16 protein-coding genes are annotated in these 14,322 nt (G+C 50.1%); 11 read left to right on the top strand and 5 right to left on the bottom strand.

The window, feature by feature from the left end:
* The first annotated feature begins 33 nt into the window (after positions 1-33).
* The 8 genes from ACOZB4_RS07380 (at position 34) to ACOZB4_RS07345 (ending at position 8,425) form a co-directional block, all read left to right on the top strand.
* Positions 34-1,119, top strand: a complete 1,086-nt coding sequence (locus ACOZB4_RS07380) for an HD-GYP domain-containing protein (RefSeq protein WP_339291598.1) — start codon at positions 34-36, stop codon at positions 1,117-1,119.
* A 29-nt stretch (positions 1,120-1,148) separates the two neighbouring features.
* A complete protein-coding gene (locus ACOZB4_RS07375) occupies positions 1,149-3,410 on the top strand; it encodes an MMPL family transporter (protein ID WP_379406172.1) in 2,262 nt (753 codons plus the stop codon).
* 139 nt (positions 3,411-3,549) lie between these two features.
* Complete coding sequence (yfkAB, locus tag ACOZB4_RS07370; RefSeq protein ID WP_379406173.1) at positions 3,550-4,689, top strand: radical SAM/CxCxxxxC motif protein YfkAB; 1,140 nt, start codon at positions 3,550-3,552, stop codon at positions 4,687-4,689.
* 25 nt (positions 4,690-4,714) lie between these two features.
* Positions 4,715-6,040, top strand: a complete 1,326-nt coding sequence (locus tag ACOZB4_RS07365) for a hemolysin family protein (RefSeq protein WP_339267293.1) — start codon at positions 4,715-4,717, stop codon at positions 6,038-6,040.
* Between the two features lie 34 nt (positions 6,041-6,074).
* Positions 6,075-7,106, top strand: a complete 1,032-nt coding sequence (ytvI, locus tag ACOZB4_RS07360; protein ID WP_379406174.1) for a sporulation integral membrane protein YtvI — start codon at positions 6,075-6,077, stop codon at positions 7,104-7,106.
* A gap of 149 nt (positions 7,107-7,255) precedes the next feature.
* Positions 7,256-7,477 (top strand): spore coat associated protein CotJA, encoded by a 222-nt coding sequence (locus ACOZB4_RS07355; protein ID WP_090909178.1) that lies wholly within the window; start codon positions 7,256-7,258, stop codon positions 7,475-7,477.
* A 6-nt stretch (positions 7,478-7,483) separates the two neighbouring features.
* Positions 7,484-7,759 carry a spore coat protein CotJB gene (locus ACOZB4_RS07350; protein ID WP_379406175.1) on the top strand — a complete coding sequence of 92 codons (276 nt, stop codon included), beginning with the start codon at positions 7,484-7,486 and terminating at the stop codon, positions 7,757-7,759.
* Positions 7,760-7,855: 96 nt separating this feature from the next.
* On the top strand, positions 7,856-8,425 hold the full coding sequence (locus ACOZB4_RS07345; protein ID WP_379406176.1) for a manganese catalase family protein: 570 nt from the start codon (positions 7,856-7,858) through the stop codon (positions 8,423-8,425).
* A 106-nt stretch (positions 8,426-8,531) separates the two neighbouring features.
* Here the strand turns inward: ACOZB4_RS07345 and ACOZB4_RS07340 are convergent, their stop codons facing one another.
* Together ACOZB4_RS07340 and ACOZB4_RS07335 are read right to left on the bottom strand one after the other, a co-directional pair.
* Positions 8,532-9,902 carry a sensor histidine kinase gene (locus ACOZB4_RS07340; protein ID WP_422759514.1) on the bottom strand — a complete coding sequence of 457 codons (1,371 nt, stop codon included), beginning with the start codon at positions 9,900-9,902 and terminating at the stop codon, positions 8,532-8,534.
* The gene (locus tag ACOZB4_RS07335; RefSeq protein ID WP_379406178.1) at positions 9,899-10,585 is read right to left on the bottom strand and encodes a response regulator; all 687 of its coding nucleotides are present in this window, start codon (positions 10,583-10,585) and stop codon (positions 9,899-9,901) included. The genes ACOZB4_RS07340 and ACOZB4_RS07335 overlap by 4 nt, the downstream gene beginning before the upstream one ends.
* 155 nt (positions 10,586-10,740) lie before the next feature.
* Between ACOZB4_RS07335 and ACOZB4_RS07330 the strand changes: the two genes are divergently transcribed.
* Both ACOZB4_RS07330 and ACOZB4_RS07325 read left to right on the top strand, forming a co-directional pair.
* Complete coding sequence (locus tag ACOZB4_RS07330; protein ID WP_379406179.1) at positions 10,741-11,169, top strand: DUF6220 domain-containing protein; 429 nt, start codon at positions 10,741-10,743, stop codon at positions 11,167-11,169.
* Positions 11,170-11,171: 2 nt separating this feature from the next.
* Positions 11,172-11,381 (top strand): DUF5957 family protein, encoded by a 210-nt coding sequence (locus ACOZB4_RS07325; RefSeq protein WP_379406386.1) that lies wholly within the window; start codon positions 11,172-11,174, stop codon positions 11,379-11,381.
* A gap of 35 nt (positions 11,382-11,416) precedes the next feature.
* On the opposite strand, the gene ACOZB4_RS07320 is transcribed toward ACOZB4_RS07325, so the two are convergent.
* A complete protein-coding gene (locus tag ACOZB4_RS07320; RefSeq protein WP_379406180.1) occupies positions 11,417-11,695 on the bottom strand; it encodes a hypothetical protein in 279 nt (92 codons plus the stop codon).
* A gap of 194 nt (positions 11,696-11,889) precedes the next feature.
* On the opposite strand from ACOZB4_RS07320, the gene ACOZB4_RS07315 reads away from it, so the two are divergent.
* Entirely contained in the window at positions 11,890-12,576 is a 687-nt protein-coding gene (locus ACOZB4_RS07315) for an HAD family hydrolase (RefSeq protein WP_379406181.1), read from the top strand.
* A gap of 103 nt (positions 12,577-12,679) precedes the next feature.
* Here ACOZB4_RS07315 and ACOZB4_RS07310 read toward each other — a convergent pair whose 3' ends face one another.
* Positions 12,680-13,795: a YheC/YheD family protein gene (locus ACOZB4_RS07310; RefSeq protein WP_379406182.1), complete on the bottom strand. Its 1,116-nt coding sequence runs from the start codon at positions 13,793-13,795 to the stop codon at positions 12,680-12,682.
* Entirely contained in the window at positions 13,777-14,316 is a 540-nt protein-coding gene (locus ACOZB4_RS07305) for a GNAT family N-acetyltransferase (RefSeq protein WP_379406183.1), read from the bottom strand. Before ACOZB4_RS07305 ends, ACOZB4_RS07310 begins: the two co-directional genes overlap by 19 nt.
* Positions 14,317-14,322: the final 6 nt, after the last annotated feature.

The raw sequence follows: 14,322 nt of genomic DNA, 5'->3' as shown, positions 1-14,322 counted from the left end.
CAAGTTTGAGAATAGCAGAGGAAGTGACGGATTTTGCGTCTTATACCTATCAACGCGTTGAGGCCGGGGATGGTTCTTGGTAAAAGAATATATAATAGCGATGGTTTAATTCTGCTTGCCGAAGGCGTGGAGCTGACAACAGGGCTGATCCGCCGTCTGGGCACGTTGGAACTCGGGTATGTCTATATCGAGGAACCGATGACGGAGGATATCGTGGTTCCGGAGTTGTTGACCGAGGAAACTCGGCTGCACGCGATCCAGTCAATTCGGACGAGCTTCAAGACCCTGGAGAGCCAGGCTGCTCTGAAGGGAAGCTTCCTTCATTTAGGCAAAACGTTCTCTGGAATGATGGAGTCTATTATGGATGAAATATCGGATCATGACGAGGGCATGGTGCTGCTGACCGATATGAATACGAACGATTACAACTTGTATCGTCATTCTCTTAACGTATGTCTGTATTCAACGGTTCTTGGTGTGTCTTACGGGTATAATCGGCAGGATCTGAAGGTGCTGGGCTTGGGGGCATTGCTTCACGATATCGGCAAGACGAGGATATCCCAGGAGCTGCTGAATCATCCAGGACGTTTGAGTGAAGAAGAATTTCGCGAGGTTCAGAAGCATACGGAGATCGGGTTCAAAATACTGAAAGATGAACCCAACATTCCCCTGTTATCAGCGCATTGCGCCTTGTCACATCATGAGCGCCTGGATGGCAGCGGTTATCCCAGAGCCTTGAAAGGATCGGAGATCCATGAATACGCCAAATGGATTGCGATTACGGATTCTTACGACGCGATGACAACACAGCGGGTGTACAAGCCTGCCTTATTGCCGCATCAAGCGGTAGAGGTGATGTATGCAGGCTCGGGAACACTGTATGAACAGTCATTCCTGGCCATGTTTCGGGATCGGGTAGCGATATATCCTCCAGGGATCACCGTGAAATTGCATACGGGTGAGAGTGGAGTGGTATCCAAAATTCACGCACATGTGCCTCATCGCCCCGTTGTCCGCGTATTAACGGATGCCGAAGGCACACCGCTAACTGCACCTTACGAATTGGATTTGTCGGAAACGCTGGCCATTATGATCGCTGGTATCGGACGAGCACCATAGATCAAACTTACACTTAAGGAGGTTGACTCGTGAGACGTAACAGCCATACAACATTGCTGCATACATGGGGGCGACAGATATATCGCTACCGTAAAGCCATTGTTGTGACCTGGCTTCTTTTGTTTTGCGGGCTGCTTCCGTTTGCGTTTAAGCTGCCGTCCATTCTGGAGCACAACGGGTTTACGCCGAAGGATAGTCCGGCCCAGATCGGGATTGAGAAGCTGGAAGAGGGATTAGGATTGTCGGCAGCCTCATTGGATGTTGTCGTAGTCAGTCAGCACGATGAGAATCTGACGGCAGGCACGGCGCAGAGGCGAATATTGACGGAGCTTGCGCCTTTGCGAGCCCGTCCCTATGTCAGGGATATTTATATGAATATGGCAGCTCATAAGGCAGGCCAGGACCATATCGTATCCGTGACGGTGCTGCTGGATCTGGATTCCACGGAAGCCTTGAAGCAGTTTGAAGAGATTCGAGATTCGGTTCCGGACATCACGGGAGCGGATACTTACATAACAGGGAATACCGCCATCTTCGCCGACATGAACCAAGCCGTCAAAAGCGATATCATCCATGCCGAGATGGTAGGCATTCCCGCAGCTTTGCTCATCCTGGCGGTCGTATTTGGAACATTGACTGCCGCGATTCTGCCATTGTTAGCCGGTGTTGCCAGCGTGGTGGTCACGATGGGAATCCTATATTTCGTCGCTTTGGCCGACGGTTCGATCAGCAATTTCCTTCCGAATGTTGTAACGATGCTGGGGCTGGCCGTGGGTATCGATTATGCTTTGCTGGTCGTAAGCCGCTTCAAAGAAGAGATGCGGGCACGGAGCGGAGATGTGGGAGCTGCCCTGGCTGTCACTTGCGCAACCGCCGGCAAAGCGGTGATGTTCTCCGGTGCGGCTGTGTTGATTGGTTTTGTGGCGATGAGTTTCATAGACCTGCCGATCTTCCGTTCCTTCAGCATAGGGGGCATTACCGTCGTGCTGTTATCGGTGCTGGCTGGTAACACGCTTCTTCCCGCATTATTGGGAATATTGGGCCCGCGTATAGAAACGCTCCCTCTATTCCCTGCCGCATACCGGACGCTTCGGGCACGGCAGACCTCCGGTATGTGGAGAAAGCTCTCCAGATTTGTCATGGCGCATCCTGTAACCATCTCTATCGCAGCGATCGGTTTACTGTTGCTGGCGATTTATCCTGTTAGGCACATGAATATCGCGATCCCCGCAGCCGAAGTGCTTCCCCCCGCCTATGAATCCCGTTATGGTCACGACCTGCTCATACAGGCTTATGACGAACGTGAATTGAATTCGATCGTTGTGGCGGTGGAGCTTCCGGCCTCTTATGAGGAGTCGCGCAGCATCGAGCTAATGAAGGCATATACGGATGAAATCAGGATGATGCCGGGTGTGAAGCAGGTAGAGAGTTATCTGAGCATTGGCAGAGGATCGGTAGTGGAAGCATCGAAGTATTTATCCCGCGAAGATATCCGCCAGCAGCTGGAGCAGCATCGTTTTGTAAGGGGGAATATAGCAGCCGTCGCCGTGATCCCAGAATATGGGGAATCCCATGCACTTACAATGCAGCTTGTCCGAGCGTTAAGGACGATGGATACTCATGAGCTGACGACCTATGTCACTGGAAGTCCCGCATACAAACTTGACATCATGGATGCCATCCATCAGAAAATCGCCTATGTTCTGGTTTTTGTATTTGTAGTTACCTATGTCATCCTCCTCCTGGCGTTTCGATCGGTCGTGCTCCCTTTAAAAGCAAGCATAATGAATATGCTCAGCCTCGGCGCCGGACTCGGTATCGTAGTGTGGGTATTTCAAGAGGGGATAGGCGCGCAGTGGCTGGGTGTTTCCTCTACGGGATCTATCTTTGCGCTTTTGCCGATTCTGATATTCTGTGTGGTGTTCGGCATATCGATGGACTATGAAGTTATGATGCTCTCGCGTATGATGGAGAACTATGAACGGACGGGGGACAACGAATTCAGCACAGCTGAAGGTCTGGAGAGCACGGGCGGGTTGATTACAAGCGCTGCCTTAATCCTGGCCGTCGTTGTGGGTGCGTTTGTATTTACGGATAATGAAGTGATGAAAGCAATCGGTTTAGGCCTAACAGCAGCCGTTCTGCTGGATGCTACCGTAATTCGGGTGCTGCTTGTGCCTGCGTTTATGAAGATGATGGGCAAAGCGAATTGGTGGAGTCCAAGGTGGATGTTTCCGGCACACAAACTTACTTCCAAGGAACGCTCTGACAAACCCGGGGAAACCGGATGATTTCCCAGCCGAAACAAGCAGAAGCCTTCTGTTTGGGTATGTTATAATCATATAATGGACATTATCAAAGCCGTAGAGTACATAAAGCGTAAGTTGTACTGCATGAATCGGTAATTCAAAGAAATAAGGTGAGAGAACCATGAGTAATACAGCACAGCCATTTCCATCAGCCGTAAGGCCCATTTCGCCGAGTTATGATCCGTGGGATCCGATAACTTCACTGCGCGAGCATGGCCGTCATGTGCTGACCAGTGTGGAAATGACAGTGACGCATCTTTGTAATATGCGCTGTGAGCATTGCGCTGTCGGTGATATGCTTGTCATGAAGGAAGCCCCGATGCTGCCTCTCGTTACGATGCTGAAGCGACTGGACGAGGTAGAGCATCTACAGACGATTAGTCTGACGGGTGGAGAACCGGCATTTTTGGGCAAGACGGTGGACAACGTGATTGTTCCCTTACTCAAGTATGCCAAGGAAAGGGGCATCCGGACCCAGATTAACTCCAATCTGACGCTCGATATGAGTCGGTATGAGAAAATGCTGCCTTATCTGGACGTTATGCATATCTCATTCAATTATTTGAACGGGGATGACTTCTATGAGGTCGGATTTGCAAATAGCGCACGTCCTGTCTCCAAGGAGACGGCATACAAAATGTACGATACGATGCTGATCAATTCGGAAAAGCTGAGTGCAGCGGGTATGTACATATCCGCTGAATCGATGATTAACTATCGGACGCATACGAAACTCAGCGGCATCCACAAGCTGATCAAGGATATGGGCTGCAAACGGCACGAGGTTCACCCGATGTATGCCTCAAACTTTGCTTCCGCTCTGCCCGTATTGTCCTTGAATGACACGAAAGCTGCCATCCACCATCTGCTCGATGTCCGGGATCGGGACATGTGGATGCTGTTCGGAACGCTGCCCTTCTATGCCTGCAGCTCCGATGATCATGACCAAGAGATCATTCGCCGTCTGCGGCAAGAACCGAACGTAACGGTCCGGAATGATCCGGATGGTCGTAATCGGGTGAATGTGAATTTATTCTCGGGCGATGTGTATGTAACGGATTTTGCTGATATCCCGGCGTTTGGTAATATTAAGGAACAGAAGCTTGACGATATTTTTAATGAATGGACAACGGGACACCCGTTGAATCAAACAGTTAACTGTCACTGCGATGCAGTGAGCTGCTGTGGGCCGAACCTGTTGGTGGCGGACATGTACTACCAGGGTGTGGATTTCAAGTCAAGGCAAGCAAAGACAAACTAGAACTCTAGAAAGAAGGCGTGTCATCATGGCGGAGGAATTTGAGGTCGGGAAACTGATTTTGAATTTGCTCTTGGTTTTCCTGCTCGTTTTGTTGAACGGCGTGTTTGTAGCTGCCGAATTTTCACTGGTGAAAATGCGTCAATCCCGGTTGACCCAGCTCGTTAGCGAAGGGAACCGGCTGGCTGGCATTGCCCTGAAAGTAAATCAGAAGCTGGATGCGTATTTATCCGCAACTCAGCTTGGGATCACCTTAACTTCCCTGGGTCTTGGCTGGATTGGGGAGCCTGCCATTTCAGAATTGCTGGTGGCTCCCATTATGCATAGCATTGGCTTTACGGATGAACGATTGATTAGCACGATATCGGTTGCGGTGGGATTCTGTATTATCACTTTCCTGCATATTGTGTTAGGGGAGCTTGCACCGAAGTCTTTGGCTATTCAGCGGACGGAGGGGACGGCTCTGATTCTGTCGGCGCCGCTGCTCTGGTTTTATCGCATTTTTCTGCCGGTGATCTGGGTTCTGAATGCTTCCGCTAATCGTATTCTGAAGATGGTTGGCATCGAGCCGGCAAGTGAGGCCGAAGCAGCTCACTCCGAGGAAGAGATTCGGATTCTGATGAACGAGAGCGCAAAGAGCGGTGTCATTGACGAGAACGAGATGAAATTAATGGACAACCTGTTCGATTTTTCTGACTTGAGAGCCAGAGAAATTATGCTGCCAAGGACAGACATGGACGTTCTTTTCACCAATTATACCTTGGAAGAGAATCTTCAGATCGTCAATGAGACGAAGCATTCCCGTTACCCGGTTGCAACGGACAACAAAGACCGCATTATCGGGTTTGTCCACATTACCGATCTCTTGCTGGCGGAGCCTGATAAGCAGCGTGATCTGGCTTCCTTGATGAGACCAATTATGGATGTATCGGAATCGACGGAGATCAGCGAGGTCCTGCGGAAGATGCAGGCAAGACATGAGCAGCTTGCGCTCGTGGTGGACGAATATGGAGGGACGGCCGGTATCCTGACAGCTGAGAAGATTCTGGAAGAGATTGTTGGGGACCTGTACGATGAATTTGAAGATGAACGGCCTGAAATTGAAGTATATGATGAGTACTTTTCAGTGGATGGGCGGATGCTCATTGAAGAAGTGAATGATTTGACCGGCTTGATGATTGAAGAGCATAACGTGGATTCCATTGGCGGTTGGTTATTCAAGGAGCTTGAAGGGAACCCGGCTGTTGGGAAGAAAACCACCTTTGACGGGGTGGTCTTTGAGGTAGAGGAGTCTACACGATTGCGTGTAACTCGCGTCATGATTCATCAGAAGCTCGAGAGCAGCTTCACCTAGAACTAGCAAGACTCTATTTGTTAGGAAGTGGATTATGTCGATTAAGCAGCTCATATTTGTCGGTCTCGGCCTCCTGTTACTGTACGGAATGTTTACCGTTGGAGCTCCGTTCTTGTTGGCCATCGTGATTGCTATTGCATTGGAGCCGTTAAATCGGCTCTTAATGAAAAGACTTCGGTTGAATCGCATCGCGGCCGCAACGGTGACAAGCACGCTATTCCTTCTTTTGATGCTGCTGTTGGCTTATTTGATCGGTCTGCAGGTGTTTAACCAGCTCGTCGAATATTGGAGCCGGGCTCCGCAATATTTTGACGGGGCTAACCAATTCCTTCAGCATACGATTATTCAAGCGCAAGACATGCTGAACGGCATTTCGCCGGGGCTTGCCGACAGTCTTACCGAATTCATGTCGAATATTTCTTCCTATATACGGTCGCTTGTCAATTCGGTATCATCGACATTTTTGTCCTTTGCCAAAACGCTGCCGAACCTGTTCGTCACGTTCATTGTATTCTGTGTAGCGGTGTTCCTATTCGCTTTCAGCCTCGATACGATGCGTGAGAAAGTGTTGTCGCTATTCGATGAGACATCACAGTCGCAGGTGAACGAAGTGCTGATCAGCCTGAAAAAATCAATTTTCGGTTTTTTACGGGCACAGCTGATTCTCAGCCTGTTTACGTACGTGATTACGCTGCTCGGCTTGCTGGTATTAGGCGTTAACTATCCGCTTGCCATCGCTCTGCTTGTCACCATTGTCGACATTCTGCCGATTCTGGGTGTAGGTTCCGTCTTGATACCATGGTCCATCTACCTGCTTGCAGTAGGCGATATTTTTACAGGGGTTGGCTTGATCTTCATGTTCATTCTGATTACGGTAATCCGCCGCGTGCTGGAACCGAAGGTCATAGGGGATGCCGTCGGAATCGGCGCATTGCCTGCTCTGGTCAGCATGTATATCGGATTTAAACTGGTGGGTGTGATCGGATTTTTTATCGGCCCTTTGGTCGTTATTATCTATTCCGCTATGCGTAAAGCCGGCTTGTTCCAAATCAAAATTAAATTTTGAGGACAACTCAACGAGAACCCTTTTCCCGGAAATATTCCAGGGAAGAGGGTTTTTTTGTCATTTTGGAGTTCATTTTCTGGGCGGAAGACATATGTTAAATACGAAGAGCCTTTGATAACGACGGATAGTAACGATAAGGAGGAATACCCTTGAAGGAAAACCCTGAGGTGCGCGTATACCAGGTATTTCATTCGCCATTTGATCCTTGCCCGCCCAAGCCCTACAGAACGTATGTGGTGCCTGTTAACCAGTTTATTGTGTTTCAACCGCCCGGCCTGCCGCAGTTTAGCCCTGCCGAGGCATTGAGACACGGAACGTTATGGCCGTCTTTGTATAGCCCGTATACCTCGCGAAAATTTAAAGGAGAGTGATCGGCCGTGAACGAAACCAGACCCCAGGTTGGAGATCGGAAGTATTACGAAATGCTCGAGCAGCTGCAGGCATTGGATTTTGTCCTGGTGGAGCTGAACCTGTATTTGGACACCCATCCGGATGATCTCAAGAGCATCGAGCAATTCAACAGGCTGACGCAGGAAAGGACGGTGCTCGCGAAGCAATTTCAAGAGTTGTATGGGCCGCTGCAAAATTTTGGCCGTGCTTTTTCTAAGTATCCGTTCGAATGGGCCCAGGGGCCTTGGCCCTGGCAGGTTTAACGGTGACGGTGTTGGCAAGCGGGCTGCTGTTTTTTTCACCATCTGCATGCAGCCCTCGCGAAGAGGAAAAGCGAGAACAAGGAGGCGGACGATCCCATGTGGGTATATGAAAAAAAGCTTCAGTATCCGGTACGAGTAAGTAAATGTGATCCGAAAATGGCGAAGTTCTTGATTGAGCAGTATGGGGGAGCCGATGGGGAGCTCGCGGCAGCGCTCCGCTATTTGAATCAGCGGTACACCATTCCCGATAAGGTTATCGGATTGCTGAATGATATCGGAACCGAGGAATTCGCCCATCTTGAAATGATTGCCACTATGGTGTATAAATTGACGAAAGATGCAACGGTTTCGGAGATGGAGGCTGCCGGATTAGGTGCGCATTATGCCAATCATGATCATGCGCTGTATTATGAGAATGCCGGCGGGGTCCCTTGGACAGCAACCTATATTCAAGCTAAAGGCGATCCGCTTGCGGATTTGTATGAGGACATTGCGGCAGAAGAGAAAGCGCGCGCTACATATCAATGGCTCATCGATTTGACGGATGATGTGGATTTGCAGGACAGTCTTAAATTTTTGCGGGAACGCGAAATTATTCATGCCATCCGCTTCAGGGAAGCGGTGGAGATTATTAAGGATGATCGGGCAACGAAAAAAATATTCTAAGGGAGAGGAGATCGTTTCGACATACGAATGTATAACAAATGACAGACCCGGTCGATATCTGTCCGGGCCTGTCCGTTTTATGTTAGATTGGGAGTTATGGCGGCCATTATATCCCGTGCGACTGCTGATCCGAGTCATGATAGGGCAGCCGGACCGTAAATGTAGTTCCTTGCCCCTGCTGGCTCTCCACCTGAATCGTGCCACCGTGAGATACGATAAATTCCTTGGCAATCGCCAGACCCAGTCCCATACCGCCTTGATGCCGTGCACGTGCTTCATCCGCGCGGTAGAAGCGGTCAAAGAGATAGGGAAGATGCTGGGCGTCAATGCCTGGGCCTGTATCTCGAATATCAATCCGTAGCATGCCGGAAGCGGGCTCCTCTTGTAACGTGATGTGGACAAGCCCGTCTTGGGGCGTATACCGAACCGCGTTGATGAATAGATTCAGAAACACCTGTGTGATGCGGCTTGGATCCACAGGAACGGAAGTGTGTTCCGTAGCGCTCGTTAAACGCAGGGTCAAATTCTTGGCATCGGCATCTGGTTCTATGCGCTCCTGAATCTGACCCAGCAGATCCAGCATGTCCGTAGGTTTCCGAACCAGCGGCAGCTGCTTCGCTTCGGCAAGTGATAGTTGATGAAGGTCTCCTACGAGACGGGTTAAGCGAATCAACTCATCCTGGATGGGAAGCAATAGTTCCGGCTGGATCGGTTGCACGCTCTGCTGAAGCAGATCCAGCTTGCCTCTGACGATCGTCAGCGGTGTTCGAAGCTCATGTGCGACATCAGCCACCAGATTGCGACGGACCATCTCGGACTGTTCGAGTCTGGAAGACATTCCGTTAAAAGCAACCGCGACCTTCCCGTATTCATCTTCCGAGGTAACGGGAGCCTGGATACCGTACTCGCCTTGCCCGAGGCGTTCGATGGCCGGTACGAGTTTGCGCAGCGGCGCAGTAAGCCTCCGCGATATCCAGTAGGCTGCTCCGAGGGAGAGCAGGACGAAGAGGATGGTGCCGCCTCCCAACAGAATGATGATGGATGTGGGTGTGCCAATTCGAAGTTTGGACAGGTTTGCTATATCCGTATCATAATAATACACGTCCGCAATCGGTTTGCCTTCAAAATATAACGTCCGTTTAACCCCCAAGTGTTTGATCTGTTTTTCCACCGCGTCCCCCTCATGCAAGAGAACCGTTTGTTCCCTGGATACCAGCAGGATACTTTCCTGGTGGTCGGCTACTGGTAGACGTTCGCTTAACCATTCCTGATCCTGAATGACACGGAAGGTGTTCCCATTCTTCACATAGTAGCTGAGCAGCCTGGCCTCAAGCTGATTCAGCTCCTCTTCACGCGAGGTTTGCAGCATGACATCCATGGAGTCGCGGATCACAATGTAAGTAAGAAGGACGAAAACGGTGCTGAATCCGATAATAAACGACGACAACACGATGAATATCTTACGTCCAACACTCATGGCTGCTGTTCAAACCGGTAGCCGAAACCATACACCGTTTTTATAAAAATGGGCTCGGCAGGGTCATCTTCTACTTTTTTACGGATCCGGCTGATATGGGCGTCCGCGGTCCGTTCATCATTGTGGATATCGTCCTCCATGGCCGCTTGAAGCAGCTGCAGACGGCTGTATACCACGCCCGGTCTGGAAGCGAGGGTAAGAAGGAGCTTGAATTCGGTAGGAGTCAGCTGTATCTCCTGGCCGCGTTTCCATACCCGGCATTGAGTTTCCGAGATCGTTAATTCGCCGCGCTCAAGCAAATCCTCGGAAACCGAACCGCCTTCCATTCTGCGCAGAACAGAACGAATTCGGGCAGCCAGCTCGCGGAGTGAGAAAGGCTTGGTCATATAATCATCCGCCCCTACCTCAAGCCCGATTAGTTTATCTGTCTCCTCAATCCTTGCAGTAACCATAATGATGCCGACACGGCTTGATTTTCTGAGCTCACGGCATACCTCAATGCCACTTAATTCAGGCAGCATCCAATCGAGTATGACCAGGGAAGGCTTTAAATCACTCGCTTTGGCCAAAGCCTCCGTACCAGTCGCAGCGGTAATAATCTGAAATCCTTCTTGCCTGAGGAATGACTCCATAAATTCAATGACTTTGCGTTCATCGTCTACAAAAAGCAAGGTATGTGCCATGCTGAATCCTGCCTTTCTTTTGATTCGTTAGGTTTAACCTTAAATCCCCCCCATTATATACGGTTTCCAGCCGCGAATGGAAAATTTCACGGAATCCGCAAGCCATCATCACAAGATCACAACATTCCGGTGATAGGATGGTATCCGTAACGATCATGAAACAAGAGAGGGGTATCGAGATGAACCAACAAGCTTCATCTGTCAGAAAAACACCGCTCGCCGGTTGGATTTCACTAGGGCTGGCCTGGATTTTTGTTGTTTGTATTGCTATTCAGACGCTATTTGCTGGCATGGCGCTGTTTCACGATGGATCGATGTGGAGAAGCCATACTCTATTTGTTCATTTTTTTGAAATTGTGCCGCTGCTTATGCTGCTTTCGGGTTTTGTAGGCAAGCTGCCCGCCAAGTATAAATGGAGCTCGGTGGTCATGTTGTTATTGGTCCTCAGCCAGTATTTCACGGCCAATTTCCCTGGTGCGGGTGCATGGCATCCGGTCATTGCCATCGGATTGTTCTGGCTCGCGGTGGACACGGCGCGCTCCCTTCTGCCGTACTATCGACAGGGACAAAGAGGGGTAGATTGAATATGAAAGGCCTTGCGGTGTTGGTTATGGCTTTAATCGGAGGTTATGCGGGTGGGCTCATTCTGAATGAAGTGATTGCCGTTATGTCGCAAGTATTATATGGAGGAGACGAAAAAGGGTTGAAGGGTCTCAAGTATTTGCCGGTAGTTACCTCGGCATTATGCGCCGCCACATTAATGATTTGGCGTCCACGTCCGTGCTTTAATCGATAAACGCCAATCAGTTGGTACCTACCTCTTCTATCCTATTACCCTTCAACTGCCAGCGATACCCAAACGAACAGGATATAGAACAGAATGGGGATCATCATTCCCATGGACAGCAGGAGCCATACGAGCGGCGTCCGGATCATCTCTTTGACCACTACGATCGGGCTGCGGACATACCGTTCTTTCTTAAGGCGGCCCACCATCCGCTTGAGAATGACAGCTTGTTCATGGGGATCATAGCGGCTCAGCTCAGCCAATAGCTCGGCTTCCAGCTGCCCAATTGGCGGTGTAGTATCAGACTCCTTTATTCCAGGCATGTAAATCCCCCTCATCGTAGTACGTGTTATATGTATAACAACTATAAAGCACTCCTGGTTACGCATATTTTATAGGCGGAAGATCAAAAGCAAATGAGGAGATGGGGTTTGCAGATGTGATATGGTTCCTATATGATGAGGAAAGATTAGACTAGAATCAGATTATATGGATTGAAGGGAAGGGAAGGACCGAATTGGAAAATACTGCAACGTTGATCAAGCCGGAAGCGATGATATTTGACATGGATGGAACGCTGTTTCAGACGGAGACCCTGCTGCTGCCCGCCTATCACAAATTGTTCGACATTTTACGTGAAGAGGGGCATTATGAAGGAGAAACGCCGGATGAGGAGCTCATGCTTGGATGTCTGGGCATGCTGCTCGAAGACATTTGGAAAATTGTCATGCCGAATGGAACGCCGGCAGCCCATCGCCGTGCAGACGAGCTGCTGCTGCAGCTGGAACTCGAAGGCTTAAACAATGAAGCAGCCGTATTGTATCCAGAAGTGAAGGAGACGCTGGAGGAGCTTCATCGGCGCGGCGTCCGATTGTTTGTTGCCAGCAACGGCCTGGAGCATTACGTGAAAGGCATAGCCGAAGCGAGAGGGATCATTTCGCTCTTTGAAGGCGTCTACAGTGCCGGAGAGCATGGAACGGCTTCCAAGGTGGATTTGGTAAGACTGCTGCTGGATGAACACGATATCCGGGACGCCTGGATGGTAGGGGACCGGTCATCGGATGTGGAGGCAGGCAAAGAGAACGGACAAACCGTCATTGGCTGCCACTATGCAGGCTTTGGCGGGGAGCAGGAGCTGAAGGGATCAGACGTCGTTATTCATTCTTTTTCACACCTGCTGAAGCTTCATGATCAAGCAGAGTAGATCGATAGGAGTCATAAAGGCTGTTCCCAAGGGTATCAAGCAACCTCTTGGAAACAGCCTTTGTGCATTTCTGATTCTTAATTACGGTTTTTTATGATTTATCTTAAGCATTTTTTGCGGATTTTTTTTGACTATAGACCCACAGTGCATATTCTAAAGGCTTCACCATGGATTCACGGTATGCAGCCGTATCGCCGATTTGGGAGAAGACTTCTCTTGATGGCTTCGGATTCACCTCGAGGAGAAGAACTCTTCCGGTTTTGTCCACGGCCAGATCCAGGGCAAGCTCGCACAAACCTCCATACTGTCCGTCGAGAAATTGGGCTACATCCACGCCGAGGGAATCGGCTTCCTCGCGGATGCTGGCGCGCTTTACCGGATCTGTGATCCATTTACTTAATAATTCTTCCATCATGGTCGCACGTCCGCCGCCATGCAGGTTGGAGGTAACGCTCTTCGGCGCCCCGACGCGTCCCACACAACCGGTCACTTGCCATACGCCTGATCCGTTTTTCTGTACGAGCATCCGGTAATCATGCACTCTTCCATCCGGCAGCTCCAACTGTATCCCCTCTTGAACCAAATATCGATCTTTATTACCCCAGCCCGACAGATATTGTGCCAAATGGCCTGAAGGCATTCGTTTTGGTCGAATGATGCTCCGGTTGGAATTGCGTCCCCGGATTTCATACGTACCCGCAACACCAGGGACCTTCGTAATCCGCAGAATTCCGCGTCCGCCCGTTCCATTGATCGGTTTAAAATAGACGGTAGGATGTACATTAAGCATCCGGTGGATGTCACCTGTGCTTGTTACGATCCGGGTATCCGGCAGATGGGGCCGGAAGCGTTTCTTGGTGGACAGTACTTGATGAATCGTCCATTTGTTGCGTAAAGGTCTGTTCAGAAACAATAAATGCCGATAGTGGGAACGAAATCGCAGCAGCTGTTGAAAGCGGGGGCTCTTTTGAATGCGGCAGCGATCAAAGATCATATTGGGAAACGAGCGCCATCGCCGGCTCCATTTCCGATGATCTGGATCGTATTCCATGGCGTTGATCAGACCTTGGGTACTGTTGACGTCGGCAGGAGTGAAGACGTAAACGTCGAGCCCCATCGCTTTTCCTTCCCTGATCATATGCTCGTAGATATGCCGCTCCTCCAGCGTTTTTCGTTCATCCAAGTATAACGTCATAATACCTAAGACGGGTTTTGACACAGAAGTTCACCTTCTTGAATAGAGTCAGCACTAGATGTTGAACAACTTTGGAATGGGTGAAGGGGCAGGACTCCGCTCATAACGAGCGTAGGTTTGCTCGTCGGACCTTGCTCAAGAGCAATGGCCTTAAGCCCTGCATGAAAGCACATTTGCAAACTTGCGGAATGATCGGCGGCCACTTTGCATCGCAGCCGTCCAAATTTGGATAATTGTGAGCGGATCAGGGAAGAACCGATATGCCGGTTGCGGTATAGAGGGTGTACAGCAATCATACAGGCACCTTCTCCATAATCCGCCGCAAAGCATATCCCCACAGGTATGCGGCCGATATCGCTTCGAACCGTAGCCGCCATGATTGAGGTGCCGGGCTGCAGCAGCCCTTCATAGGATAGCGAGACCAGACACTGGTAACCTTCGCGGGTTAGACGTTTGTTGCCGTACCGTCGGAAGAAATCGCTGCACTGCTGTCTGGCATGCGGCCATTCTTCCGGGCTTGAGAGAGAGAGAGATGAGATTTCCACATGATC

Source organism: Paenibacillus sp. NPDC058898, assembly GCF_049316025.1.
In the GTDB taxonomy this organism is placed as follows: Bacteria; Bacillota; Bacilli; order Paenibacillales; family Paenibacillaceae; genus Paenibacillus_AQ.
This window is presented reverse-complemented; position numbering and strand designations above follow the sequence as displayed.